Origin of the sequence: Enterobacter cloacae complex sp. 2022EL-00981 (genome assembly GCF_028737495.1) — a bacterium.
GTDB lineage: Bacteria > Pseudomonadota > Gammaproteobacteria > Enterobacterales > Enterobacteriaceae > Enterobacter > Enterobacter cloacae.
Genome location: NZ_JAQZRK010000003.1, coordinates 204,193 through 230,617, shown reverse-complemented (window position 1 = coordinate 230,617; position 26,425 = coordinate 204,193). Strand labels below are relative to the sequence as shown.

At 55.5% G+C, this 26,425-nt stretch carries 26 protein-coding genes and 1 tRNA gene; 16 read left to right on the top strand and 11 right to left on the bottom strand.

The genetic code is table 11. From position 1 onward, the window contains the following. Positions 1 to 18: 18 nt before the first annotated feature. Positions 19 to 1,320 (bottom strand): CYTH domain-containing protein, encoded by a 1,302-nt coding sequence (locus tag PUZ33_RS04720; protein WP_029883051.1) that lies wholly within the window; start codon positions 1,318 to 1,320, stop codon positions 19 to 21. A 238-nt stretch (positions 1,321 to 1,558) separates the two neighbouring features. On the opposite strand from PUZ33_RS04720, the gene PUZ33_RS04715 reads away from it, so the two are divergent. After that, positions 1,559 to 2,179, top strand: a complete 621-nt coding sequence (locus PUZ33_RS04715; RefSeq protein ID WP_013098761.1) for a TIGR04211 family SH3 domain-containing protein — start codon at positions 1,559 to 1,561, stop codon at positions 2,177 to 2,179. Between the two features lie 61 nt (positions 2,180 to 2,240). Further along, on the top strand, positions 2,241 to 3,482 hold the full coding sequence (locus PUZ33_RS04710; protein WP_023620520.1) for a multifunctional CCA addition/repair protein: 1,242 nt from the start codon (positions 2,241 to 2,243) through the stop codon (positions 3,480 to 3,482). A gap of 10 nt (positions 3,483 to 3,492) precedes the next feature. Here PUZ33_RS04710 and bacA read toward each other — a convergent pair whose 3' ends face one another. Both bacA and folB read right to left on the bottom strand, forming a co-directional pair. Next, the gene (bacA, locus tag PUZ33_RS04705; protein ID WP_014833310.1) at positions 3,493 to 4,314 is read right to left on the bottom strand and encodes an undecaprenyl-diphosphate phosphatase; all 822 of its coding nucleotides are present in this window, start codon (positions 4,312 to 4,314) and stop codon (positions 3,493 to 3,495) included. A gap of 106 nt (positions 4,315 to 4,420) precedes the next feature. Continuing rightward, on the bottom strand, positions 4,421 to 4,789 hold the full coding sequence (gene folB / locus PUZ33_RS04700) for a bifunctional dihydroneopterin aldolase/7,8-dihydroneopterin epimerase (protein ID WP_013098764.1): 369 nt from the start codon (positions 4,787 to 4,789) through the stop codon (positions 4,421 to 4,423). 107 nt (positions 4,790 to 4,896) lie between these two features. Here folB and plsY point away from each other — a divergent pair, with 107 nt between their 5' ends. The 9 genes from plsY (at position 4,897) to ureG (ending at position 11,686) form a co-directional block, all read left to right on the top strand. Then, on the top strand, positions 4,897 to 5,511 hold the full coding sequence (gene plsY, locus PUZ33_RS04695; protein WP_013098765.1) for a glycerol-3-phosphate 1-O-acyltransferase PlsY: 615 nt from the start codon (positions 4,897 to 4,899) through the stop codon (positions 5,509 to 5,511). A 689-nt stretch (positions 5,512 to 6,200) separates the two neighbouring features. After that, a complete protein-coding gene (locus tag PUZ33_RS04690; protein ID WP_058680853.1) occupies positions 6,201 to 7,028 on the top strand; it encodes an urease accessory protein UreD in 828 nt (275 codons plus the stop codon). Between the two features lie 10 nt (positions 7,029 to 7,038). Next, the gene (locus PUZ33_RS04685) at positions 7,039 to 7,341 is read left to right on the top strand and encodes an urease subunit gamma (protein WP_003862556.1); all 303 of its coding nucleotides are present in this window, start codon (positions 7,039 to 7,041) and stop codon (positions 7,339 to 7,341) included. 10 nt (positions 7,342 to 7,351) lie between these two features. Further along, complete coding sequence (locus PUZ33_RS04680; protein ID WP_013098767.1) at positions 7,352 to 7,666, top strand: urease subunit beta; 315 nt, start codon at positions 7,352 to 7,354, stop codon at positions 7,664 to 7,666. Then, complete coding sequence (gene ureC, locus PUZ33_RS04675) at positions 7,659 to 9,362, top strand: urease subunit alpha (RefSeq protein WP_058680852.1); 1,704 nt, start codon at positions 7,659 to 7,661, stop codon at positions 9,360 to 9,362. Before PUZ33_RS04680 ends, ureC begins: the two co-directional genes overlap by 8 nt. 9 nt (positions 9,363 to 9,371) lie before the next feature. Further along, positions 9,372 to 9,836, top strand: a complete 465-nt coding sequence (gene ureE, locus PUZ33_RS04670; protein WP_058680851.1) for an urease accessory protein UreE — start codon at positions 9,372 to 9,374, stop codon at positions 9,834 to 9,836. Positions 9,837 to 9,845: 9 nt separating this feature from the next. Then, positions 9,846 to 10,385 carry a HupE/UreJ family protein gene (locus tag PUZ33_RS04665; RefSeq protein ID WP_020689458.1) on the top strand — a complete coding sequence of 180 codons (540 nt, stop codon included), beginning with the start codon at positions 9,846 to 9,848 and terminating at the stop codon, positions 10,383 to 10,385. Then, entirely contained in the window at positions 10,385 to 11,059 is a 675-nt protein-coding gene (locus PUZ33_RS04660) for an urease accessory protein UreF (protein WP_058680850.1), read from the top strand. Before PUZ33_RS04665 ends, PUZ33_RS04660 begins: the two co-directional genes overlap by 1 nt. A gap of 9 nt (positions 11,060 to 11,068) precedes the next feature. Then, positions 11,069 to 11,686 carry an urease accessory protein UreG gene (gene ureG / locus PUZ33_RS04655; RefSeq protein WP_058680849.1) on the top strand — a complete coding sequence of 206 codons (618 nt, stop codon included), beginning with the start codon at positions 11,069 to 11,071 and terminating at the stop codon, positions 11,684 to 11,686. Between the two features lie 33 nt (positions 11,687 to 11,719). On the opposite strand, the gene PUZ33_RS04650 is transcribed toward ureG, so the two are convergent. Then, entirely contained in the window at positions 11,720 to 13,711 is a 1,992-nt protein-coding gene (locus PUZ33_RS04650) for a S8 family peptidase (RefSeq protein ID WP_058680848.1), read from the bottom strand. Between the two features lie 305 nt (positions 13,712 to 14,016). Here PUZ33_RS04650 and PUZ33_RS04645 point away from each other — a divergent pair, with 305 nt between their 5' ends. Further along, positions 14,017 to 14,679: a LuxR C-terminal-related transcriptional regulator gene (locus PUZ33_RS04645; protein ID WP_023620526.1), complete on the top strand. Its 663-nt coding sequence runs from the start codon at positions 14,017 to 14,019 to the stop codon at positions 14,677 to 14,679. A gap of 16 nt (positions 14,680 to 14,695) precedes the next feature. Here PUZ33_RS04645 and tsaD read toward each other — a convergent pair whose 3' ends face one another. Beyond that, complete coding sequence (gene tsaD, locus PUZ33_RS04640) at positions 14,696 to 15,709, bottom strand: tRNA (adenosine(37)-N6)-threonylcarbamoyltransferase complex transferase subunit TsaD (RefSeq protein WP_023620527.1); 1,014 nt, start codon at positions 15,707 to 15,709, stop codon at positions 14,696 to 14,698. 236 nt (positions 15,710 to 15,945) lie between these two features. Between tsaD and rpsU the strand changes: the two genes are divergently transcribed. From rpsU to rpoD, 3 genes are all read left to right on the top strand, one after another. Continuing rightward, complete coding sequence (gene rpsU, locus PUZ33_RS04635; RefSeq protein ID WP_001144069.1) at positions 15,946 to 16,161, top strand: 30S ribosomal protein S21; 216 nt, start codon at positions 15,946 to 15,948, stop codon at positions 16,159 to 16,161. Between the two features lie 116 nt (positions 16,162 to 16,277). Further along, positions 16,278 to 18,023 carry a DNA primase gene (gene dnaG, locus PUZ33_RS04630; protein ID WP_014833324.1) on the top strand — a complete coding sequence of 582 codons (1,746 nt, stop codon included), beginning with the start codon at positions 16,278 to 16,280 and terminating at the stop codon, positions 18,021 to 18,023. Between the two features lie 165 nt (positions 18,024 to 18,188). Continuing rightward, the gene (gene rpoD / locus PUZ33_RS04625; protein WP_013098777.1) at positions 18,189 to 20,036 is read left to right on the top strand and encodes an RNA polymerase sigma factor RpoD; all 1,848 of its coding nucleotides are present in this window, start codon (positions 18,189 to 18,191) and stop codon (positions 20,034 to 20,036) included. Between the two features lie 102 nt (positions 20,037 to 20,138). On the opposite strand, the gene mug is transcribed toward rpoD, so the two are convergent. After that, on the bottom strand, positions 20,139 to 20,645 hold the full coding sequence (gene mug, locus PUZ33_RS04620; RefSeq protein ID WP_020689452.1) for a G/U mismatch-specific DNA glycosylase: 507 nt from the start codon (positions 20,643 to 20,645) through the stop codon (positions 20,139 to 20,141). A gap of 125 nt (positions 20,646 to 20,770) precedes the next feature. Between mug and PUZ33_RS04615 the strand changes: the two genes are divergently transcribed. Beyond that, a tRNA-Ile gene (locus PUZ33_RS04615) sits at positions 20,771 to 20,846 on the top strand. A 136-nt stretch (positions 20,847 to 20,982) separates the two neighbouring features. On the opposite strand, the gene PUZ33_RS04610 is transcribed toward PUZ33_RS04615, so the two are convergent. The 5 genes from PUZ33_RS04610 to PUZ33_RS04590 all read right to left on the bottom strand — a co-directional run bounded on the left by PUZ33_RS04610 (position 20,983) and on the right by PUZ33_RS04590 (position 26,411). Continuing rightward, positions 20,983 to 21,201 (bottom strand): DNA-binding transcriptional regulator, encoded by a 219-nt coding sequence (locus PUZ33_RS04610; protein ID WP_024146528.1) that lies wholly within the window; start codon positions 21,199 to 21,201, stop codon positions 20,983 to 20,985. Between the two features lie 69 nt (positions 21,202 to 21,270). Further along, a complete protein-coding gene (locus tag PUZ33_RS04605; protein ID WP_057057191.1) occupies positions 21,271 to 22,371 on the bottom strand; it encodes a phage late control D family protein in 1,101 nt (366 codons plus the stop codon). Beyond that, on the bottom strand, positions 22,368 to 22,853 hold the full coding sequence (locus PUZ33_RS04600; protein ID WP_001528562.1) for a phage tail protein: 486 nt from the start codon (positions 22,851 to 22,853) through the stop codon (positions 22,368 to 22,370). The genes PUZ33_RS04605 and PUZ33_RS04600 overlap by 4 nt, the downstream gene beginning before the upstream one ends. After that, positions 22,850 to 26,299, bottom strand: coding sequence for a phage tail tape measure protein (locus PUZ33_RS04595; RefSeq protein ID WP_274205301.1), 3,450 nt, complete (start codon positions 26,297 to 26,299; stop codon positions 22,850 to 22,852). The genes PUZ33_RS04600 and PUZ33_RS04595 overlap by 4 nt, the downstream gene beginning before the upstream one ends. Then, a complete protein-coding gene (locus tag PUZ33_RS04590; RefSeq protein ID WP_023206368.1) occupies positions 26,292 to 26,411 on the bottom strand; it encodes a GpE family phage tail protein in 120 nt (39 codons plus the stop codon). The genes PUZ33_RS04595 and PUZ33_RS04590 overlap by 8 nt, the downstream gene beginning before the upstream one ends. Positions 26,412 to 26,425 lie beyond the last annotated feature (14 nt).

Below are 26,425 nucleotides of genomic sequence, written 5' to 3'. Positions count from 1 at the left end.
AGGGGTTCCTTGCCAGAGTTAACGTTTTCCGCTGTGCAGCCAGAATGGCTCCTGCGAAATGGCCTCGTTGCGGAAATGCTCAATCTCAATATGCTGACGGGTTTCGATGGCATGTTTCAGCCCCTGCCAGTTTTCCAGCCATGCCTGCGTTTTGACGTCATCATAGGCACCCGACAGCAGTAGCATGCAGTCGATGTTGCGCGTCAGACGGATCAGCTGGTCGCCGTACTGGTCACCCAGCGGATAAGCAAAGGTGGTTTTCAGCTCTGCGGCATGGCGGGAGAGGTGGATATCCGCGAAACGTTTAAAGTTTTCTGCGATTTTTGTCTGGGCTTTCGCGTCCAGGAAAGTGCGCCAGCCGCGCGTCACCAGAAACTCGGTCAGCGCCAGTTTGGCGGCCGCGGTTTGCGGGCTGTAGATCGCCGTTTGCGCAGACACATCAGAGAGCATCAGCGCTTCAGTTTGCGTCAGCAGATCGCGTAAGTGAGCACTTGCTTTGCGAGGCACGATGCCGCCAAACAGCATCAGAGTATGACGAACCAGACCGATGGCGGCCAGGACGTGGGCTTTTGCGTTTTTCACATTACGCACCCAGAGCTCTTCGTGGTACTGCCACTGCGAAAGCGCCAGCTCCAGAGCCGCCTCCATGCCCTGCTCAACGCTGGCTTTTGGGGCTACGCGTAACACAGGGGTCTCTTTCAGCGCCCGTGGCGCATTGCCGGCGGCCAGATGATATCCGCGGGCGGCTTTGCTGAGGCTGCCCTGACGTAAGCCTGACTGACTCACTAGCTTACGCGCCAGCTTCAGCACATCGTTCGTCTCGCCTTCCAGCAGTTCAAGCTCCAGTTCGCAAATTGGCTCCTGGTATTCCCCCGCTTTCACCTCGCCCAAATCAAGGGCGATTTCAATGCGGCTTTTGCCTTCCGTTACCAGCCATTTCTCGCGCCAGAAATCGGTGCTGAAGAGCGGCTGCACCTCAGCTGCCAGGGTGGATGGCAGTTCGCCGTTTGGCCACACTTCTGCCGGAAAACGTTCCAGCTCAAGTTCTGGCTGATTGATGTCGATATTGTATTCGGGGCGCTGATGCAAACCGCCCACAACGCGACCGGCGATTTTCATCGTCATCTCGTAGCGCCCGTTCGCGCCGCGGATGCGCAAGCCCATATCATGACGACGCAGCCAGTTGTCCGGCGTTTCGTAATAGATATTGAGCAGCTGTACGGGTTCATGGTGTTCGCCGGACAGCGTTTGCAGATGCTGGCGGAGCGCGTCAACGCTGTCTTTTTCGACGATAAACTTTAATTCGATCTCTTGTGCCATAGCCTTGTACTTTTGCGTGCGTCACAGACGCGTCGATGAAGGCGAACTTCCTCGCCATTTGTTTGTCAGTACATAGTATTTTGCGCCAAATTGCCACGCAATGAGCAATTTGACGGGCGTAAAAAGTTTGCAGTGGCGGCGATCGGGACACAGATGATTCTGATTGATGACGAATCCTTTGCGTAGAGACACTGATGCCACTACTATCGTTCCACTATTTATGAAAATAACGACTGATATGCTTAAATTACGCCTGATTGGACTTACTTTACTCGCTTTTAGCGCCGCGACTGCGGTCCACGCTGAAGAAAAGCGTTACGTTTCTGACGAACTGAACACCTGGGTACGTAGCGGCCCCGGAGATAATTATCGCCTCGTGGGTACGGTAAATGCCGGCGAGGAAGTCACCCTGTTACAGACCAACACCGAGACCAATTATGGTCAGGTTCGCGACAGTTCCGGCCGTACCTCCTGGATCCCCCTGAAAGAGCTGAGCACCGTGCCAAGCCTGCGCACCCGCGTGCCGGATCTGGAAAACCAGGTGAAAACCCTCACCGACAAGCTGAACAACATTGACGGTACCTGGAACCAGCGCACCGCTGAAATGCAGCAGAAAGTCGCGCAGAGCGACAGCGTGATTAACGGTCTGAAAGAAGAGAACCAGAAACTGAAAAATGAGCTGATTGTGGCGCAGAAGAAGGTGAATGCCGCTAATCTGCAGCTCGATGACAAACAGCGCACCATCATCATGCAGTGGTTTATGTATGGCGGCGGCGTGCTGGGCGTCGGCCTGGTGCTGGGTCTTGTTCTGCCACACCTGATCCCAAGCCGTAAACGTAAAGACCGCTGGATGAACTAATTCGTCTTCTCTGCCAGACTTACGTATTATCTTGCCAAAAGAGAAAACGGGAGTGTAGGGCGTGAAGAGTTATCTGGTCGGTGGTGCGGTACGTGATGCGTTGTTAGGTCTGCCGGTCAAAGATAAAGACTGGGTGGTGGTAGGCGCCACCCCCGAAGAGATGCTTAACGCGGGCTACCAGCAGGTAGGCCGTGATTTTCCTGTGTTTCTCCATCCGCAAAGCCGGGAAGAGTACGCCCTGGCGCGTACGGAGCGTAAATCCGGTTCCGGCTATACCGGCTTCACTTGCTATGCCGCGCCCGACGTCACGCTGGAGCAGGATCTCCTGCGTCGCGATCTCACCATCAACGCGCTGGCGCAGGACGAGAACGGCCAGATCGTTGATGCTTATGGCGGCCAGGACGATCTGCGCAACCGTCTTTTACGTCACATCTCCCCGGCGTTTTCGGAAGATCCGCTCCGGGTGCTGCGCGTGGCGCGCTTTGCCGCACGTTACGCCCATCTCAGTTTCCGTATTGCCGATGAGACGATGGCGCTGATGACCGCCATGACCGAGGCGGGTGAGCTTGAACACCTGACGCCAGAGCGCGTCTGGAAAGAGACGGAGAACGCCCTCACCACCCGCAATCCACAGGTCTTTTTCCAGGTGCTGCGCGACTGCGGCGCCCTGAAGGTGCTGTTCCCGGAGATAGACGCGTTGTTTGGTGTACCCGCCCCGGCGAAATGGCACCCGGAAATCGACACTGGTGTGCACACCCTGATGACGCTCAGTATGGCGGCCATGCTCAGCCCGGAGGTGGACGTGCGCTTCTCGACGCTGTGCCACGATCTCGGTAAAGGCTTAACGCCAAAAGAGTTCTGGCCTCGTCACCACGGGCACGGCCCGGCTGGGGTGAAGCTGGTCGAGGGGCTGTGCCAGCGCCTGCGGGTGCCGAACGAGATCCGCGATCTGGCGAAACTGGTGGCCGAATTCCACGACCTTATCCACACCTTCCCGATCCTGAAACCGGCCACCATCGTTAAGCTGTTCGATAACATCGACGCCTGGCGTAAACCCCAGCGCGTCGAGCAGATCGCGCTCACCAGCGAGGCTGACGTGCGCGGGCGCACCGGGTTCGAAGCGTGCGACTATCCGCAGGGGCGTTTGCTGCGCGCCGCGTGGGAGGTGGCCAAAGCCGTGCCAACCAAAGAGGTCGTCGAAGCAGGATTTAAAGGCCCGGAAATTCGCGAAGAGCTGACGAAACGGCGGATTCAGGCGGTATCAGAGTGGAAGGAAAAGCATTGCCCTCAGCCAAAAGACTGAGGGCAGCCGGTCAGAAGAAGACCACGTAAACCGCAGCCGCGACGATAAAGCGGTAGATCGCGAACGGGATAAACGAGATACGCTTAATCAGTTGCAGGAAGGTTTTAATGGCAATCAGCGCCACGATAAAGGCGGTGATAAAGCCCACGGCGAACATCGGAATATCGCCCGTGGTGAGAAAACCAATGCTTTTGTAGAGGTCCAGCGCGGTGGCGCCCATCATCATCGGCACCGCCAGCAGGAACGAGAACTCAGATGCCGCGTAACGGCTTACACCCATCAGCATCCCGCCGGAAATCGTTGCTCCTGAACGGGAGAAGCCCGGCCACAGCGCCAGACACTGGAAGCAGCCAATGATAAAGGCCTGGCGATACGTCATATCGTCCAGACCTTCTGCGCGCGGCGTTTTTGGCTTCAGCACTTCCGCCGCAATCAGCAGGAAACCACCGACCACCAGCGCGTACATCACGTTAATCGGGTTAAACAGCGATTTGATGGTGTCGTGGAAAACCAGCCCCAGCACCACCGCCGGGATCATCCCGAGCAGGATATGAATCAGCGTCAGGCGGCCCTTGCTCTCTCCTTCACGCTGTGGCAAACGCCCGAAGTGGATGCCGATCAGCCCAAACAGACGACGCCAGAACATCACGACCACAGCCAGAATGGATCCCAACTGAATGACCACCTCGAACGTCTTTGCGGTATCGCCTTCAAAGCCCAGCAGGTGGCCAACAATAATCATATGGCCCGTACTGGAAACCGGCAAAAACTCCGTCAATCCTTCGACCACACCCAGAATTGCCGCCACCAGCAGCGAGTGCATATCGCTCATCTATAAACCCCTAAAAAAATATAAAAAAAACGGTCGCCCCAACAGCTACCGTGAAAGATACAGCTTTAAGACCGATATAACCTAAAATGGTTTAGCTATTATGACGTTAAATCTTTCCTTTCAGATTTGTGCCACGCTCAATGATGACCCCTACATTGGCGGCACGCGCCACCGCGCCCGGCTTACTCAGCTTAATGCGCACCCACGGCGAGTTGAATTTGGTCAGCAGTAACTCTGCCACCTCTTCCGCAACGCGCTCCACCAGCGCAAAACGCTGCCCTTCAACGTGGGCGATGACCGTTTCACTGATGTCGGCATAGCTCAGACAGTCATTCACGTCGTCACTTTTTGCCGACTTGCGGTTATCCCAGCCCATTTCGATATCGAACACCAGCTTCTGCTCGATGGTCTGTTCCCAGTCGTAAACACCAATAGTGGTGATTACCGAAAGTTGCTCTATAAATACAATATCCATCACGACCTGCCTGCTTTTTGGCTAAACCGGATACCACTTCCGGTGAATTATGCGTATTATCCACAGATGCTGAGAATACAGATACATTTTCAAAACGGAACAGCGTTATGAGTGCAATCGCGCCTGGAATGATTCTCCTCGCCTACCTTTGCGGCTCAATCTCCAGCGCCATTCTGGTCTGCCGCATTGCCGGGTTACCTGACCCGCGCGAAAGTGGCTCCGGGAATCCGGGAGCGACCAATGTACTACGAATTGGCGGCAAGGGAGCAGCCGTAGCGGTTTTGATTTTTGACGTTCTGAAAGGGATGTTACCCGTCTGGGGCGCGTATGCGCTGGGCGTGACCCCGTTCTGGCTGGGGCTTATTGCCATCGCCGCCTGTGTCGGCCACATCTGGCCCGTATTCTTCGGTTTTAAAGGCGGCAAAGGCGTCGCGACGGCCTTTGGTGCCATCGCGCCCATCGGCTGGGATCTCACCGGCGTGATGGCAGGCACCTGGCTGCTGACTATTCTTCTGAGCGGCTATTCGTCGCTGGGCGCCATTGTCAGCGCGCTGATTGCCCCGTTCTATGTCTGGTGGTTTAAACCCCAGTTCACCTTCCCGGTGTCGATGCTCTCCTGCCTTATCCTGCTGCGTCATCACGATAATATTCAGCGTCTGTGGCGACGTCAGGAGACCAAAATCTGGGCGCGGTTAAAGCGGAAGAAGAGAGAGACGCGGTAGGGTTTTATTTACTTTTAGTGGAATTGTTCCGTTCACTTTATGACCAACAGAATATGACGTTCCGGAACCCGTGAACGTGATAAGGGGGCCACCGCGGCCCCCTTATCAATCCCCGCGGCCCCGCGACGAAATCGGTGCTTCGCACTGCGCTCACCTCACGACCCGCTGCCTGCGGTCGGCTCAACTCGACATCCTGTCTCGATTCGCCTCTGGCCGCCATCCCTGGCGTCCAGCCCTTGTCATCCGGTCTCCGGTTCGCCGATTTCAGCGGGGACTCAACACCCGTGCCACATTCAAACTGCTGAGAAGGTTGAGGAAACGCCTGATCCGGCTGAAAATCGCTGAGGCGTTGACCGCAGGCCGGGGCGAGGCGCATGGATGCGCCAAGAGGGCGTGACCTACATGGATGTAGGATCACGCCCGACCCGATAGCCGGAGGGAATAAGCCGAAGGGACCGCGCAGCGGCGATTTTCTTTGCCGGGAGCCGGGATTGTTAAGGGGGCGGCGGGAGCCCCCTTAACACGTTCACCGCAGCGGGATACCCATAAAGCAGAAAAGCTATAGTGAACGGAACCCTTCCACCGCAGCCCCAAAATACAGGCCCCATCCATAAGCGACTCATATGACAGCCTTCATTTCCGCCAGGGCATACTGAAACGTATCTCCCGGGCGCGCGAATGGAAGCACCATGTTAGCAACTCAGGTCACTGATAGTTCGTACAAAGGCTGGCAGGCCTCGCTTGACCTGCGGTTTTGCCACACGCCTGAGAAAACCCTCCTCCATGCCGCGCACCACGTCGGGCCGCTCACGGTACAGCGTCCGTTCTACCCCGAAGGGGAAACCTGCCACCTTTATCTGCTGCACCCGCCGGGTGGTGTGGTGGGCGGTGACAGGCTGGATATTACCGTAAGTCTGGACGCCAATAGCCACGCGCTTATCACCATGCCCGGCGCCAGTAAGTTCTATCGCAGCAGCGGCCCACAGGCCCGCCTTAACCAGCACTTTTATCTCGATGAGGCGTCCACGCTGGAGTGGCTGCCGCAGGACACCATTATCTTTCCCGGCGCCAGTGCCGCGCTGCGCTCCGTCTTCCACCTGAAGACCTCCAGCACGCTGCTGGCGTGGGAGCTGTACTGTCTGGGTCGCCCGGTGATCGGCGAGACCTTCAGCCACGGCACGCTGGAGAGCCGCCTTGAGGTCTGGGTGGATGACGAGCCACGTCTGATTGAGCGTCAGCATATCAGCGACGGCGATCTTACCCCTGTTGCCGGGCTGCCGTGGCTTGGCACGCTGCTGTTCTATCCGGCCGGAGAAACGCACCTCGACACGGCGCGTGAGCTGCTCGCACCACTGAATACCTTTGCCGGGGCGACGCTCACTGACGATCTGCTGTCGGTGCGTTTTCTCTCCCACAACAATCTGATTTGCCAGCGGGTGATGCGTGATATCTGGCAGTCGCTTCGCCCGCTTCTCACCACCAAAACCGCCTGTTCGCCGCGTATCTGGCAGACATAAGAGAAACGTTATGGAACTGACCCCCAGAGAAAAAGACAAGCTGTTGCTGTTCACCGCCGCGCTGGTTGCCGAACGCCGCCTTGCGCGCGGGGTAAAGCTCAATTACCCGGAATCGGTCGCGCTGATCAGCGCCTTCATTATGGAAGGCGCGCGCGATGGCGAAACCGTCGCCTCGCTGATGGAAGCGGGCCGTCACGTCCTAACGCGTGACCAGGTGATGGAAGGCGTACCGGAGATGATCCCGGATATTCAGGTGGAAGCCACCTTCCCGGACGGGTCAAAACTCGTCACCGTGCATAACCCGATCGTGTAAGGAGCGCGTGATGATCCCAGGCGAATACCAGATCCAGTCCGGCAATATTGCCCTCAACGTCGGGCGAGAAACCCGGCTTATCATCGTCGAAAACCACGGCGACCGACCTATCCAGGTAGGGTCGCACTATCACTTTTACGAGGTGAATCCGGCGCTGAAATTTGACCGGGAAGCCACCCGGGGCTTTCGACTGAATATCCCGGCAGGCACCGCGGTGCGGTTCGAACCCGGCCAGAAGCGCGAAGTGACGCTGGTGAAGGTCACCGGGGCGCAACGCATTTTCGGTTTCCGGGGTGACGTGATGGGAGAAGTGAAAAATGGCTGAGATTTCGCGCCAGGCTTATGCCGATATGTTCGGCCCCACCACCGGCGATAAAGTGCGTTTAGCCGACAGCGAGCTGTGGATCGAAGTCGAAAACGATCTCACCGTCTACGGCGAAGAGGTCAAATTCGGCGGCGGGAAAGTGATCCGCGACGGTATGGGCCAGGGGCAGATGACCGCGGATGACTGCGTGGATCTGGTGCTGACTAACGCGTTGATTGTCGATCACTGGGGGATCGTGAAAGCGGATATCGGCGTGAAGAACGGGCGGATCTTCGCCGTTGGCAAAGCCGGTAACCCGGACATTCAGCCCGGGGTGACGATCCCGATCGGTGCCGCCACGGAAGCGATCGCCGCCGAAGGGAAGATCGTTACCGCTGGCGGGATCGACACTCATATCCACTGGATCTGCCCGCAGCAGGCCGAAGAGGCACTGGTTTCCGGCGTCACGACGATGATCGGCGGCGGTACAGGTCCCGCGGCAGGGACCAACGCCACCACCTGCACGCCGGGGCCGTGGTATATCGCCCGCATGCTGCAGGCTGCAGATACCCTGCCGGTGAATATCGGCCTGCTGGGTAAAGGCAACGGTTCTAACCCGGATGCCCTGCGCGAGCAGATAGCCGCCGGGGCCATCGGGCTGAAGATCCACGAAGACTGGGGCGCAACGCCTGCGGCCATCAACTGCTCGCTGGAGGTGGCGGAAGAGATGGATATTCAGGTGGCGCTGCACAGCGACACGCTGAACGAATCCGGTTTCGTCGAAGACACGCTGGCGGCCATCGGTGGGCGCACCATCCATACCTTCCACACGGAAGGGGCCGGTGGCGGCCACGCGCCGGATATTATTACCGCCTGTGCGCACCCGAATATTCTGCCCTCCTCCACCAACCCGACCCTGCCCTATACGGTCAATACCATCGATGAACATCTCGATATGCTGATGGTCTGCCACCACCTCGACCCGGATATCGCCGAGGATGTGGCTTTTGCCGAATCGCGTATTCGCCGGGAAACCATCGCTGCGGAAGATGTGCTGCACGATATCGGCGCATTCTCGCTGACCTCCTCTGATTCCCAGGCGATGGGCCGCGTGGGCGAAGTGATTCTCCGCACCTGGCAGGTGGCGCACCGCATGAAGGTGCAGCGCGGCGCACTGCCGGAAGAGACTGGCGATAACGACAACTTTCGCGTGAAGCGCTACATCGCCAAATACACCATTAACCCGGCGCTGACGCACGGTATCGCCCATGAAGTGGGCTCCATCGAAGCGGGTAAGCTGGCGGATTTAGTGGTCTGGTCCCCGGCGTTCTTTGGCGTGAAACCTGCCACCATCGTCAAGGGCGGGATGATCGCCTGCGCGCCGATGGGCGATATCAACGCCTCGATTCCCACGCCGCAACCGGTCCACTACCGCCCTATGTTTGGTGCGCTGGGTGCCGCACGCCACGCCACCCGGCTGACGTTTGTCTCGCAGGCTGCTGACGCGCTGGGAATGGCACAACAGCTCAACCTGCAGAGCGCCACAGCGGTGGTCAAAGGCTGCCGGACGGTGAAAAAAGCCGACATGATCCACAACGGCCTGCAGCCAAATATCACCGTCGATTCGCAAACCTATGAAGTGCGCGTCGACGGCGAACTGATAACCAGCGAACCGGCTGACGTTCTGCCGATGGCGCAACGCTATTTCCTGTTTTGAGGAGTGATGATGATCTATTTAACCCAACGCCTGGACCATGCGCATCCGATTACCGCCAGCGTCACGCTGCCGATTGACGTGCGGGTGAAAAGCCGCGCCCGCGTGGCGCTGAACGACGGGCGCGAAGCCGGGCTCATGCTGCCGCGCGGTTTACTGTTGCGCGGCGGCGACCTGCTCTGTAACGAAGACGGCAGCGAAGTCATCGAAGTGATTGCCGCCCCGGAGTCCGTCTCCGTGGTGCGCTGCGACGATCCGTTCCTCCTCGCCCGTGCCTGCTATCACCTGGGCAACCGCCACGTGCCGCTGCAAATCATGCCCGGCGAGTTGCGCTATCACCACGATCACGTCCTCGACGACATGCTGCGCCAGTTTGGGCTGGCGGTAACCTTCGCCAGCCTGCCGTTTGAACCTGAATCGGGGGCCTACACCAGCGAGGCCCACAGCCATAGCCACTCTCACGCTCATTCACATTAAGGATTAATCATGCGTAAGTACTTACCCCTGTTACTGCTGGCCTTTTCCCTGCCTGCGCTGGCACATCCGGGACACGGTGCCGACAGCTTCCATGCTGGTTTTTTCCACCCGCTGACCGGACTCGATCACCTGCTGATGCTTGCCGGTGCGGGCGTGCTCTCCGCGCTGAGCGGCCGCAAGCTGCTGCTACCTTTTGCCACCCTCGGGATGATGCTCGTCGGTGCCATTGCGGGCAGCCTGCTCGGCGGCTTTAGCGGCATGGAGATGCTGATTATCGCCTCGCTGGGTGTGTGCGGCGTGATGATGTTTAAAACTGAAAATCGTCTGCTGCTGGCGGTGCCTGCCCTGGCAATGTTCCACGGCTGGGCGCACGGGGTGGAGATGTCCGGCCACAGCTTCTGGCTCTTCACCAGCGGCTTTATGCTGGCCAGCGCCACGGTGCTTTGCGCCAGCTTCGCCGCCGGGTTACTGCTGCGCCGCCACGACGGACTGCGTAAAACCTTTGGCGGTGGGCTTATCGTCTCTGCCCTGCTGGCGCTGATGAGCTGATGGACCTCGCCCGCCAGCGGCTGCGTCTGATGCAGCTCTCCAGTAGCAGCCTGCCGGTCGGGTCGTTTACCTGGTCGCAGGGGCTGGAGTGGGCCGTCGAGACAGGCTGGGTTACCGACGCAGAGGCGTTCAAAAACTGGCAAACCCTGCAGATGGAGCAGAGCTTTTTCTGCGTCGACCTGCCGCTTTTTGCCCGGCTCTACCGGGCCTGTGAAGAGGGCGATCTGGCGGCAGCAAAACGCTGGACGTCATACCTGCTCGCCTGCCGGGAAACCCGTGAACTGCGGGAAGAAGAACGCAATCGCGGCGCCGCCTTTACGCGGCTCATCAAAAGCTGGGAGCCGGACTGCCCGCCCCCCTGGCAGCCTCTGTTTATGCAAAGCCAGCTCAGCGGCATGGCGTGGCTTGGCGTGCGTTGGGGTATTAGTGCGCACGAGCTGGCCCTGAGTCTGGGCTACAGCTGGATTGAGAGCGCGGTAATGGCCGGCCTCAAACTGGTACCGTTTGGGCAACAGGCCGCACAGCAGCTGATTATCGAACTCAGCGACCATTTTGCCGCCGGGTTTGAACAGGCATTTTTACGTGACGATGAGGCGCTGGGCGCGGCGACGCCACTTTCCGCCATCGCCTCTGCCCGCCACGAAACACAATATTCACGGTTATTCCGTTCCTGAGGATGCAACATGGCTGATTACAAACATCCCCTGCGCGTTGGCGTGGGCGGCCCGGTCGGTTCGGGCAAAACCGCGCTGCTGGAAGCGCTCTGCAAGGCGATGCGCGACACGTATCATCTGGCGGTAGTGACGAACGATATTTACACCAAAGAGGATCAACGCATTCTGACCGAAGCGGGCGCACTTGAGCCGGATCGCATTGTGGGCGTAGAGACGGGTGGCTGCCCGCACACCGCCATTCGCGAAGATGCCTCGATGAACCTGGCCGCGGTGGAAGCGCTCAGCGAGAAGTTCGGCAATCTGGATCTGATCTTCGTCGAAAGCGGCGGCGATAACCTGAGCGCGACCTTCAGCCCGGAGCTGGCGGATCTGACGATCTACGTGATCGACGTCGCCGAAGGGGAGAAGATCCCGCGCAAGGGCGGGCCAGGGATCACCAAATCCGATTTTCTGGTGATCAACAAAACCGATCTCGCGCCGTACGTGGGTGCCTCGCTGGAGGTGATGGCGCGCGACACCAACCGCATGCGTGGCGAGCGTCCGTGGACCTTTACCAACCTGAAGGCGGGTGACGGTCTGGCAACGATTATTGCGTTTCTGGAAGAGAAAGGGATGCTGCGGATCTGAAAAAAGGCCTGGCGCAATGCCAGGCCGTGAGGGTTATTTACAGCTGTTACTGGAAGAACCTTGCTCGCGCCACGCGCCCCACTGGCCGCCGGTTCCCGGGGTTTCCTGACCCGGGTTGACATACCACTGGTTGAACCAAATTTTACCGTTGTAAGAGACTTTGGTGCATTTGGTCGGATAAGCGATTTTGGCGTTATAGGCCGGTGCGGCAGGTTTTACCGGCGTATCGTCTTTTGCCGGGGTGTCGTCTTTCGCGGGTACCGCCGGCTTAGTGACCTTAATGGTCATGCTGTCCGTCGCGGTCCGGCCATCCGCGCCGGTTGTGGTCAGCGTGAAGACCGCTTCTCCCTCGCTGTTGGCAGGAATAACGGCATAGGCATGCGCGCTATCCACGCTCTTCACCAGCGTGCCGTTCAGGTTCGCCTCCAGCGAGAAAGTTTCCGCCCCTTTTGTCACGCTCCAGTTATACGATTTGGCATTCAGGCTCTTGCTGCCGTCCAGCGGGTAGGTGCTCACGCCCGTGGTCGGGGAAACCATGGTGTAATCCGCGCCTGCCGCAGCGGTTGGGGCTGGGATCGTCATATCTCCCCCATCTTTTAGCGCCAGAATGCGGGCGACCGCGCGCTCCATATCGGGCTGCGTACCCACTTTCGCAGAGTCACCGTTAGCGATCGGCGTACCCGTTTCAGCAAGAATTTGACGCATCTGCCGCGGCGTGACCGTAATTCCGTGAGCTTTGGCAATGCCCGACAGGCTGGCCACTACGCCCGCCACAATTGGCGTGGCTGACGATGTCCCGCCAAAAGTGCTGGTATAGGTTGCATTAGTCCTGTTATAGAGGTTGCCATAGCCGGTTGTGGTGACATCATTACACCCCCTTGAGGAGCTGGTCACGCGCGAACCGTAGGTGCTAAAACTCGCTTTTTTACCGTCTTTTGAGCAGAATGCCCCGGCGATAATCGCACCGGAATCCCGGACGTTAAGATCCCACTTGCCGTTAAAGGCTGGCGAATCCAGGTTGATGTTTCCGTTGGCTGCGGAGGTAATAACAAACACGCCTTTATCGGTCAGCGCCTTAATGACGTTATAGTAACTGTCCAGCCATTCAATGGGGATATAACAATTTTTGGTACAGGTTCCTGCGATTTCACCGCCGTAGGTCTGCATGTTTAGCGAGACAACATCCCCCGCTTTTAATAGTGGAATAACGTTATAGAGGTTGGATGCCGGCCAGGCCGCATAACCTATCTTACTTTTATCACTTAACCCACGAACGCCGCTGCCAATATCCCGCGCAGCGAGGATCCCGACAGAAGCTGTATTATGTTCCCGTTCACTGCAGGTAACCTCATTGGGCCCCTTCACGAACGCCATTGGCGGTAAATTCACATGGTTAGTATTCCAGCCGCAGTTTTCAGAGGAAACAATGGTGATGTCTTCACCTTCATTGCCTTTATACTGATTTACACTGTCGCGGTTTACCCCACCCATATAATAACCCACACGCTTATCTGTAGGGGCTTTTAAATAATCCTGCTGATCGCGAAAATCGGGTACTGATACCGCACCGAGATTATTATTTACCGTTGACTTCAGTTTAGCCGAAGTCTGCTCAGTTTCTTGAAATACGGGCAACGCTTCTGGAGAAACAGACTCGACATCCTGATTCTGTTCAAGCGCGGTAATAATATTCTCGATATAGTTTCGATCCTGCTTTTTGTCCGCAGGCAAAGTAATACGCAGATAGCGATCAAAACCATAGCGCTCGTTCAGTTTGGCCAGTTCGGCGGCACGTTCACTACTTAGGTTCTCCGCATGATACATACGGGTGGCAACCAAAGCGGGATCATGAAGTTTCAGCTGATAGGTTTTGGCTTTTCCTGGCTTGAGCTTAACGACAATGGCATCATACGAAACGCCCTGCAGCACCTGCGGTTGTTCCTGTTGTACGGATGGTCCGGTTTGCGCATACGCAGTGCAGGTAATGGCTGCACAGACTAATATTGATAAGATACTTTTTTTCATTTTTGTCAATATTCCTTTATGACATGGAGAGTAGATTTTCATTTTCAAAAATAAATTAAAATGCCAACAGGAACTATTAGAGAACTCTTTTAATTAATAAGACAATTCTGCATAGCGATATTCTTCAATCAGAAACATTTACGATCGCATGTCAATAAACAAAAAGAATAAAAATATCCTCAATACTATTTTGAGATTTCAACGAGAAGCATTCGCGAATATTTTAAAATTAAAATATCTTTTAAAGGACAATCAATATCCGCGAGCGGTTTGTACACTATCCCTCTTTTACACTGGAGATTGCGATGTTAATAAAGATTGTCATAGCCGATGAGCATCCTCTGATTCGTCGGGGCATTCACGCAATGCTTGAGGGTATTGGCAATTCCGATGCAGCTCCAGCCTATTTGCTGGCAGGAGAAGCCGGGTCGACACACGCGCTGTTCACGTTACTGACGCAGACAACGCCAGAAATCCTGCTGCTTGGTTATACGCTCAACACCTCACAGACCTTAGGCCGCGCTGGGGAGGTAAGCGGGCTGGAACTGGTTAAAGGGCTTAGCCAGAAATACCCCGCGCTAAAGATTGTCCTGGTGGCGTCGTATAAAAGCCCACAGCTTATTCGCATGGCGATAGAGGCAGGTGCGAAGGCCTATATTAGTCACACCATAAGCGAGAAGACATTACAGGATGCGCTCGCGTGCGTGATGAAAGATGAAGTTTATATAGAGCCCACGCTAGTGAAAGGGTTTCTTCAAAGCGAGGCGTCGCTTTCAGCCCGAGAAATTGAAGTGCTGCGTTTACTCTGTAAATGGGGAAACCTGACGGATGTTTCGCGTCAGATGCACTTAAGCATCAAAACCGTCAGCGCACATAAAATACGGGCAATGGAGAAACTGCAGGTAAAAAATGATTGTCAGCTTTACTACCTGCTTGCGAGAACCCGGATGTTTGAGATTGTTTTCTGACATCCGGGATAACGACTCAGGCTGCAGGTAATTCCGCCAGCGGCCAGCGTGGACGTACGGAGACGCTCAGATCCGCCGTTGCGCCAGCATTCAGGCGCACCATCCCGGCGTAGGCGATCATCGCCCCGTTATCGGTACAGAATTCCGGGCGCGCATAAAACACTTCCCCACGACGTTTTTGCATCATCTCCGCCAGCTTCGCACGCAGCGTACGGTTAGCGCTGACGCCACCCGCCATCACCAGGCGCTTAAAGCCGGTCTGATCCAGCGCGCGTTTACACTTGATCATCAGCGTATCGACCACCGCATCTTCGAATGCGCGAGCGATGTCAGCACGGGTCTGCTCGCTGTCATCGTTATTGCGGATGGTATTGGCGGCGAAGGTTTTCAGGCCGGAGAAGCTGAAATCCAGCCCCGGACGATCGGTCATCGGACGCGGGAAGACAAAACGCCCTTCCGTGCCCTGCGACGCCATTTTCGAGAGCATCGGGCCGCCCGGGTAATCCAGACCCAGCAGCTTAGCGGTTTTGTCGAAGGCTTCTCCGGCGGCGTCATCAATCGACTCGCCCAGCAGCTCATACTTGCCAATACCCGTCACGCTAATCAGCTGGGTATGGCCGCCGGAGACCAGCAGCGCCACAAACGGGAATTCGGGCGGATTCTCTTCCAGCATCGGTGCCAGAAGATGCCCTTCCATATGGTGAACCGGAATGGCAGGAACATCCCACGCGAAGGCCAGGGAACGGCCCACCGTCGCACCGACCAGCAGCGCGCCGACCAGACCCGGGCCTGCCGTGTAGGCGACGGCATCAATATCAGTTGAGCTCAATCCGGCCTCTTTCAGCGCCGCCTGAATCAGGGGAACCGTTTTACGCACGTGGTCACGAGAGGCCAGTTCAGGCACGACGCCGCCGTAGTCAGCATGCAATTTCACCTGACTATACAGTTGGTTGGCCAGAAGCCCTTTTTCGTCGTCGTAAATGGCGATGCCGGTTTCATCGCAGGATGTTTCAATACCCAGTACACGCATGACTTGTTTTACCTCGTTTCAGTACCGCGCAGTGTAGAGCCTGGGCGGGTTGATGTAAAACTTTGTTCGCCCCAGGACATCCGCTCGTGTATACTCTTCCCCCTTATAAAAGTCCCTTTCAAAAACGCGTCGGTGCTTTACAAAGCAGCAGCATTTGCAGTAAAATTCCGCACCATTTTGAAATAAGCTGGCGTTGATGCCAGCGGCAAACCGAATTTATCAAAGGTGAGAGTTACATGCCGGTAATTAAAGTACGTGAAAACGAGCCGTTCGACGTAGCACTGCGTCGCTTCAAACGTTCATGCGAGAAAGCAGGTGTTCTGGCTGAAGTTCGTCGTCGTGAGTTCTATGAAAAACCAACGACTGAACGTAAGCGCGCTAAAGCTTCTGCAGTGAAACGTCACGCGAAGAAACTGGCTCGCGAAAACGCACGCCGTACTCGTCTGTACTAATCCGTTGAGGGCGACAGTCCTCAATTGACAGACAGAGTAATAGTCGTAAGGCCGTGCTTCCGGAAGGAATGCGCGGCTTGTTTTCGTTTATGAGTTGCTAAAAACTTTTGGGGCATATGGCCGGACGAATCCCACGCGTTTTCATCAATGACCTGCTGGCAAGAACCGACATCGTCGATCTTATCGACGCGCGGGTAAAGCTGAAAAAGCAGGGCAAGAACTACCATGCGTGCTGTCCTTTCCATAACGAAAAAACCCCCTCCTTCACCGTCAACGGTGAAAAGCAGTTTTACCATTGCTTCGGCTGTGGCGCACACGGTAATGCCGTCGATTTTTTAATGAACTACGACAAGCTCGAGTTCGTTGAAACCGTCGAAGAGCTGGCGGCGATGCACAACCTTGAAGTGCCGTATGAAGCGGGCAGTGGACCAAGCCAGATAGAGCGCCATCAGCGTCAAACGCTGTATCAACTGATGGATGGCCTGAATTCGTTTTACCAACAGTCTCTTAAGCACTCTGCGGCTGAGCCTGCGCGTCAGTATCTGAACAAGCGCGGACTGAGCGACGATGTCATTGCGCGTTTCGCTATTGGTTACGCCCCGCCCGGCTGGGACAACGTGTTAAAGCGTTTTGGCGGCAATAGCGAAGATCGTAAATCGTTGATCGACGCAGGTATGCTGGTCACCAACGACCAGGGACGAAGCTACGACCGCTTCCGCGAACGGGTGATGTTCCCGATCCGCGACAAGCGTGGCCGGGTGATTGGGTTTGGTGGTCGCGTGCTGGGTGATGCCCTGCCCAAGTACCTCAACTCCCCGGAAACCGACATTTTCCATAAGGGCCGCCAGCTTTACGGCCTTTATGAGGCGCAGCAGGCAAATGCGGAACCTCCGCGCCTTCTCGTCGTCGAAGGGTATATGGATGTCGTTGCGCTGGCGCAGTATGACATCAATTACGCGGTGGCCTCGTTGGGCACGTCCACCACAGCCGATCATATTCAGTTGCTGTTTCGGGTGACCAACAACGTCATCTGCTGCTACGACGGTGACCGCGCAGGGCGCGATGCCGCCTGGCGTGCGCTGGAAACTGCGCTACCTTATATGACCGACGGGCGGCAGTTACGCTTTATGTTCCTGCCCGACGGTGAAGACCCGGATACGCTGGTGCGTAAAGAGGGCAAAGCGGCGTTTGAAGCGCGGATGGAGCAGGCTCAGCCGCTCTCCACGTTCTTGTTTAACAGCCTGATGCCGCAGGTTGATTTAAGTACCCCTGACGGGCGCGCGCAGCTCAGCACGCTGGCGCTGCCGTTAATCAGCCAGGTGCCCGGCGAAACGCTGCGCATCTATCTGCGTCAGGAGTTAGGCAACAAGCTCGGCATTCTGGATGACAGCCAGCTTGAACGTTTAATGCCAAAACAGGCTGAAAACGGCACGGTTCGCCCCGCGCCTCAGCTAAAACGCACAACCATGCGTATACTGATAGGGTTACTGGTCCAAAACCCCGAACTTGCCCCGCAAGTGCCATCGCTGGCGGGTTTGAACCACGAAAAATTGCCCGGACTTGGCTTATTTTCAGAACTGGTCAACACATGTTTGTCTCAGCCAGGTCTGACCACCGGACAACTTTTAGAACATTATCGCGGCACAAAAGAGGCCGCTACCCTTGAAAAATTGTCGATGTGGGACGATATAGCAGATAAGGACATTGCAGAAAAAACGTTCACCGACTCACTCAACCATATGTTTGATTCGATGCTCGAGCTGCGCCAGGAAGAGTTGATTGCTCGCGAGCGCACACACGGTTTGAGCAGCGAAGAACGCCGGGAGCTCTGGATGATAAACCAGGAACTGGCGAAGAAATAAGCAAAAAGACAAAAGTATTTAACGGCTTAAGTGCCGAATATCGATCGGGAAGCCCCCGGCAGCCGCACTGAGAGGCAGCGGCAAAAATATAAGTACGCCCTCGCTTTAAAGGTTGGCAAACCATCGCCGACACCAATCAAACGAATTAAGTGTGGATACCGTCTTATGGAGCAAAACCCGCAGTCACAGCTGAAACTTCTTGTCCAACGTGGTAAGGAGCAAGGCTATCTGACCTATGCCGAGGTCAATGACCATCTGCCGGAAGATATCGTCGATTCAGATCAAATCGAAGACATCATCCAAATGATCAATGACATGGGCATTCAGGTGATGGAAGAAGCACCGGATGCCGATGATCTGTTGCTGGCTGAAACCTCCAACAACACTGACGAAGATGCGGAAGAAGCTGCTGCACAGGTACTGTCCAGCGTGGAATCTGAAATCGGGCGTACCACTGACCCGGTCCGCATGTACATGCGCGAAATGGGTACCGTTGAACTGTTGACCCGCGAAGGCGAAATTGACATCGCAAAACGCATCGAAGACGGGATCAACCAGGTTCAGTGCTCTGTTGCTGAGTACCCGGAAGCGATCACCTATCTGCTGGAGCAGTACGATCGTGTTGAAGCGGAAGAAGCGCGTCTGTCCGATCTGATCACCGGTTTTGTCGACCCGAACGCTGAAGAAGATATGGCGCCAACCGCCACTCACGTCGGTTCTGAACTGTCTCAGGAAGAGATGGATGACGACGAAGACGAAGATGAAGAAGAGAGCGACGACGACAGCGCCGATGATGACAACAGCATCGACCCGGAACTGGCACGTGAGAAGTTCGCCGAACTGCGTACCCAGTACGAAGTGACGCGTGACACCATCAAAGCCAAAGGCCGCAGTCACGCTGCTGCTCAGGAAGAGATCCTGAAACTGTCTGAAGTCTTCAAACAGTTCCGCCTGGTGCCAAAACAGTTCGACTACCTGGTGAACAGCATGCGCGTGATGATGGATCGCGTACGTACCCAGGAACGCATCATCATGAAGCTGTGCGTTGAGCAGTGCAAAATGCCGAAGAAGAACTTCATCACCCTCTTCACCGGCAACGAAACCAGCGAAACCTGGTTCAACGCGGCTATCGCAATGAACAAACCGTGGTCTGAAAAACTGCACGACGTGAAAGAAGACGTGCATCGCGGTCTGCAGAAGCTGCAGCAAATCGAAGAAGAGACCGGCCTGACCATCGAGCAGGTCAAAGACATCAACCGTCGTATGTCCATCGGTGAAGCGAAAGCCCGTCGTGCGAAGAAAGAGATGGTTGAAGCAAACTTACGTCTGGTTATCTCTATCGCCAAGAAATACACCAACCGCGGTCTGCAGTTCCTGGATCTGATTCAGGAAGGCAACATCGGTCTGATGAAAGCGGTAGATAAGTTTGAATACCGTCGTGGTTACAAGTTCTCCACCTATGCGACCTGGTGGATCCGTCAGGCAATTACCCGCTCTATCGCGGATCAGGCGCGCACCATCCGTATTCCGGTGCATATGATTGAGACCATCAACAAGCTCAACCGTATTTCCCGCCAGATGCTGCAGGAGATGGGTCGCGAGCCGACGCCGGAAGAGCTGGCTGAACGCATGCTGATGCCGGAAGACAAGATCCGTAAAGTGCTGAAGATCGCCAAAGAGCCAATCTCCATGGAAACACCAATCGGTGATGATGAAGATTCGCATCTGGGTGATTTCATCGAGGATACCACCCTCGAGCTGCCGCTGGACTCTGCCACCACCGAGAGCCTGCGTGCTGCCACGCACGACGTTCTGGCTGGCCTGACCGCCCGTGAAGCGAAAGTACTGCGTATGCGTTTCGGTATCGATATGAACACCGACCACACGCTGGAAGAAGTGGGTAAACAGTTTGACGTTACCCGCGAACGTATCCGTCAGATCGAAGCGAAGGCGCTGCGTAAACTGCGCCATCCGAGCCGCTCTGAAGTGTTGCGTAGCTTCCTGGACGATTAATCCAGGTAAACAGCAAAAAGCTCCCAATCGGGAGCTTTTTTTTTGTTTATGCCCTCTCCCTGTGAGAGAGGGCCAGGACGAGGCATCAGGTCGCAGAGCCCCCTAAAGCCCCCGCACCACCAGCGCCTCGTCGAGCTCCCTGTAAGCTTCCACCAGTTTATCCAGCGTTGCCCTGTTAAGTCCGCTCGGGTTTGGCAGCACCCATACCTGCGTCACACCGATGGTGATGGCCTGTTTACCCCATTTCACCCCGCGCTGGCTGAACGCCTGCTCATAGGCCTGTTTCCCCAGAATCGCCAGCGCGGCAGGCTGGTAGTCTTCGATCTTCTTAATCAGTTCCCGCCCGCCAGTGCGCAGCTCATGCAGGTTGACTTCGCTCGCCTGCACGGTTGGTCGCTCCACCAGCATGGTGATCCCGCAGCGCGTATCCAGCAGATGCTGCTCCTCTTCAGGCTTGAGTAACCGGTCGGTAAACCCGGCCTGGTAGATCACTTTCCAGAAGCGGTTCCCCGGATGAGCAAAGTGAAAACCGGTATGCGCCGAGGATTTACCGGGGTTGATCCCACAGAACACCACCCGTAATCCCGGGGCCAGAATATCGTTGATCATATTTACTCCCGATTGATACATCATCATGGAAGTATAAAGGATTGATTATGCGTTGTTTATAAAAACAGCAGGCGGGTGTGAATGGCTGGATTGCTGCGGGGAGTTACATTATAATCCACCGCCACGGCCCCTTAGCTCAGTGGTTAGAGCAGGCGACTCATAATCGCTTGGTCGCTGGTTCAAGTCCAGCAGGGGCCACCAAATTTTAGCTGTAAAATCATATAATTAAGCCACTCAAACGAGTGGCTTTTTTGTTATCTGGATATTTGTTGGCAGCAAAATGGCAGCAGGATTTCAGCTACCATCAACAAAAAACCCGCCTAAGCGGGTTAATTTGTTAGAAATTCATGTGTCCCTGACCACTATTTAATGGGTGTGGCGGAGCATGATCGACAAGTCCAGGGGTAACAATGTAGCGCACGACGGTTTCATGGGTAACAAAAGTGGTGCCACAATTAATATTTTGGCACTGGCAGTAGCGTTCTTTTGTGTTATCAGACACCCGAAAGCTACTACGAGTATGTGCAGCATGTCCGCATTTCGGACAATTCATCATATCCGTCTCTCCCCACCGATTCCTCGCAATCACATAATGATACACTACACATCCATTTTGTGAACAAAATCATTCCATTTCTAAATCATCAATTTTTACTTCAAGCTCCAGACTGGTAGTAAAACCATTATCCGGGCTGACCGTATGCGTCAAAGTTGTAATGGTCCATTCGGCATCGTCGATAGGCTGCTTAAAGCCGCTCACCTTTACCGGCATTTCGGTGTAGAGATCTGCCCGGCCCTCAGCGAGCTGCAGGGAGAAAGACGCAACACCACGCTGCAGGCGCTCCCATTGCATTTTTGCCGCACGCTCAGCATTGCTGCGGTTTGCGTAAGTACGATTAAGAACCAGCACGTTTTCATCCGTTCCCACCAGATAATCACCCTGTTTTGCTTCCGGCTCTTTGGGCGCGGTGGTTTTCTTCCGGCGGCGCTTAACCTTGGTTGTTTCTTTTTTCTTGGGTTCGCGAGTATGCAGCCAACTGGCAATTACACCGGTATAAGCACCACGATCAGCCAGGGTAAAACGATGACCGTCACCGGCTTTACGTTCAATGGTGATAACCGGCAACGGCTTACCGCTCGCTGTTCTTCCCTGCCCCTGCCTGATAAACAGCAGGTTTCCATCCTTAACGGAAGCAATCGCCCCATACTGGCGCGCCAGCTTCATCAGGAAACTGGCATCGCTTTCATTGGTCTGGTCCATGTGATCCAGCGCCTTATCCGTCAGGTCTTTACCCAACGCCATTTTGAGGTCATGCCGTGCTGCGATTTCCTTTACCACATCGCCAACGGTTGTCTGGTGCCATGACTTTTCGCGCCGGGTATTGAGGGTTTCACGAAAATCAGCACTACGTGCGCGAATGGTCAGGCGGTCAGGGGCACCGCTATGCTCAATCTCATCCACCGTGAATGCCCCTTTTGGGAAAAGTGGCTGGCCCTTCCATCCCAGCGCCAGCTGAATAACGGCACCACGTCGCGGCAGAACGATCTGCCCGTCGGCGTCGTCCAGCTCCAGATCAAGCTGGTCAGCCTCAAAACCCCGGTTATCAGTCAGCGTCAGACTCATCAAGCGCGCATCCAGCGCGGTAGTCACGTCCTTACCTTCAATGGTGATACTGAAAGCCGGGCTTTTGCTGTTCAGGTCAAAAAGATCAGAGCTAAAATTCACTGCAGCAACCCTCCAACCGTATTTTTAATATTACCTATCGCAGATGTTGCAGAGTCCTGCAGGTTACTGAGCTGATCGCTGAGACTGCCGAACATATCAGACAGCGACTCATCAACCCTTTTCAGGGTCAGCGTAAACTCAATACGGCGAGGCATTCCGCTTTCAAAAAACTCTGTTTTTGTCTGACTCAGACTCTCGATCACAAACATGCCGTAAATGGTCCCGCTTCCCTCAATCAGAGGCCATGCTTTGCCCAGCTCTGCCATTTGCTCCAGCGCGAGCAATGACAGCCTGCCCCCGGTGACTTCCGGCAGCAGTACGCCAGATAACGTCAGCGGGTCATTATCCGGGCCAAGAAACTGCGTTGATGGTCGCCGGTTCACCCGACTGTTGGCGGCGTGTCGCCAGCTTCGCTGATACTGCAGCTCCTGATATGGCACTGTACGCAGCATGAAGACATATAACCCCAGCACCATCATCATGATTCATATCCCCCTTGATCACTGAAATTACTCCGCGCTTTAGCCCTGGCTTTGCGCTCGCGCTCGTCAAGCTGCCGCGCGACTTCGCGGGCAATATCCTGCGCACTCTGCCCAGGCTGGGCAGTGATATGAATCGGCGCGTTAATCTCATAACGGATCACTGGCGGTACGCTGGCAGATTTCGCAGGTTGACTTTGTTTGTATGCCATTGCCGGTAGGCTGTACGGATGCAGTGGAGCAGCCTCCGCAGGTGCTGCCGCTACGCCCATTACGCCAGCTATGACGGAAGCCAGAACCTTCTGACTTAAAGTCTCCGGATCAGCCCTTTTCGCCGTGATTTCCGTAACGGCCTGTGTCGGCATGACGGCTGCAGCGATACCAGCAAGCTCAACAGAGCGATCTCTACTCGGAACTTTTACCGGGGCGTTAGCGATTTCAGACAGCAACATTAACCGGCTTTCAGCCCGTTGCTCCCGGCTGGATGTTACATCGTGAGAGGGGCTTACCTTTGCCGCCAGTTTCGTCAGTTCAGTAGCACGATTGTTTACAGGAAGGTTTGCTGGGCCATTCACGCTATCAGGCGGCAAAATAATCCTGCTTTCAGGACGCCGTTTAGCGCTGGCTGGTTCCGCTTGTGAAGGATTGAGCGTTGCCGCCATCCTTGCCAGCTCAGCAGTGCGTTTTCGACCGGTGACATTTGCGGGACCGTTCACTATTTCGGGGCCGTTCTCCCCAACGATGCCAAACTGACCTCGCGGGATTGTGCCACCGCTGTCATACATGCCTGCAAACCCCATCGACGGAAATCCGCCAGGTGGCAACACCACCTTACCGTCACTGTTCACCGTAGCAGGCTGCTGTCGTGTAACCTGTTCAGGTAGTTTTGCTTTTGCCGCTTCCTTACTGACGATGCCGAGTTTTTCCAGCAACCACGACACGCCTGACTTGAGAGACTCAAGCGGGTGCATCACCATATTCAGACCTTCCGCCAGTGCCTCACCAAACCTGCGGCCCATTGCAGCTGCGCTGTTCAGTTCTTCGGAAGTGGATTTAACCGGCGTAAGCAAATCAGTGAACCACCCCCACAAAGCCTGCACCTTGTCGCCAATCCACTGAAAAACAGGCCGCAATGGCTCAAAGGCAGCACTGATCGGTGCAGCAGCGGCTTTGAATCCCTCCACCACACCACCCAAAAATGCGCTGATCGGCTGCCAGTATTTCCAGACAACCAGCGCCACGCCAGCCAGCGCAGCCACAACCAGCCCTATCGGACTAAGTAACGCACCCAGCAGACCGAAAATGCCATATAGCGCGACACGAAGTAATGCCAGTGGGCCGGATACCAGAAAACGCAGCACGCCACCGGCAGCAGATAACCCACCCCGCAGCGCCGCCAGCGGATTCATCACCATACCAATAACATTACGAATGCCTGACATTCCCGCGCGTAGCATTACAAGCGGCGCACCTGCTACAGCTTTCAGTGCATTGCCAGCCAGCCCGGCAGAACGGCGCAAGGAATTAAGGGGAGCGCTCAGCAGCCCGGCACTGCCGCCGGATGAGGCCATACCACGACGCAACAGGGAAAGTGGAGCACCTGCCAGCCATGACAACGCACTTCCAGTTCGGGTAACTGCGGCAGTAACAGAAGGTAAAGTTTTTACACCCAAGACAGACAGGCCAAACCGGATCACCGCTATCGGCCCCAGCACTGCAGCCACCGCCACTACAAGCATACCGAGCGCAACGGTGATCGCGGCAGTCGCTGCAGCAACTTTCATCAACGTGCCTGCCAGCTGCGGGTTGGCCTCTATCCAGCCACGTAATGCGCCAGTGACACTTTTTACGGAATCCATAATATCCATCAATGGCTGGCGCAGCGTTTCGCCCAGGCTACTGAAAGCATTCTGCGCCCCTGTTTTGACTAGCAACCACTGTGCAGATAAAGAGTCTTTGTTGATATCAGATTCTTTCTGCATGGAGCCGTTCGCTTCATCGCCTGCAGTAAGGCTAAGCTGGCGTTTCAGCTCTGTAAGATTGTTTGCAAGTTTTGCCGCATCATCACCAAATTCATTTCCAAAGACTAAAGACATCACGCCTAATCGTTTATCTTTCGGTAGACTATTGACCTTCTCAAGTACACTCTGAATAGTCCCCATCGCGTCCTTGGTCATTTGTTTTTCAAGCTTTTCAGGATCGAGCTTTAATATGCCCACCCCTTCTTGAAAACTTTTTCCCTGAACTGTTGCGGCAGACAATTTACGCACCATCGCATTAGCTGCGGTTGCGGCTACTTCTGGGGCAGCCCCCAGAGTAAGCAGCGTAGAGCCAAGCGCAGCCGCTTTACGATAGTCCAATCGATCAGCCACACCCCCCATGCGCTGCAGCACGTCGATAATATCCGCGCCTTTTGACATAGCGTTATCATCTAAATAGTTCAGTGCATCGCCCAACTGCTCGATATTACGGGTAGGCACCTTATAAAGTTGCGCCACCTTTCCCAAACTTTCAGCTAATTCATCGGCGGGTAGCTCAAACGCCGTTGCCGCTTTTGCCGCCGTGGATGCAAAGGCCAGCAGGTCACGCTTCTGGTCTTCGTAAGGATCGTCCTGTTTAGTCACGCCCATGCGCGCACCACCTTCAACCAGTGCGGCATAGTCTATAGCGCCGTTCTCCATCGGCAGCTGTTCGCTGGCGGCCTTGATAGCATCCTGCATGTCATAAAACTGTTTCGTGCGGTTGCCGTTATCGTCCCGCAACCCGTTTACCTGCTTTGCCACGCCTTTCATGGCATCTTCCATGCTGGAGTAGCTTTTCACCGCTGCCATGACCGGCGCACCCATTGCCAGCCCCGCTGCTGTGGTGGTTGCCCCTGCTCCGGCAATGCGATCCCTCACCTCAAGACGGCGTGAATATTGCTCACGTGCGGCATTCATTTTCGCTTGCTGTTCGCCCAGGCGTTTCAGGGATTTCTGCTGACGTTCCATCGCCTGCCGGGTTTCGTCGGCATTTTTACGCAGTTCCCGCTGGGCGCTACTGAGCTGTTTAGTATCAATGCCGGATTCTTTCAGCGCTTGCCGCTGCCGTTGTACCGAACCCAACAGGCCGTTGTAAGTCTGCTGCAGTTCCTGCACACGGTTTTTTGCCTGACTAAATAATCTAGCCTGAGCATCAGTTGGGCGATTTGTTGCAGCAAACTGCGTGGCAAGTTTTGCGGCTTCTTCGCGCGCAGCACTGAGATTTGTTGCAGTGATTGCAAGCTGTGATCGGGTTTTACGGAATTCATCAATACGCCCGGCCTGTTTATTCAGTTCTTTCAAACTGTTCCGGGTAGTTTGAAGCGCAGTAGCCAGCTCTTTTGAGCTGGCCTGCGCGGATCGGAATGGGCGGGTGAGCTTGTCAACCGCATTAAGAATCACCTGCAGGCGCAGGTTGTTGTCACTCATCGCTGGCCCCGCTTCTCTGAATCGCTTTATGCCGCCACTCCAGCACATCAGTCAGCGGCATAACGTCAGTGGTGGACGGCGACCAGTGAAAGATGGTGGCAATATCTGCCACCAGATCATCAACCG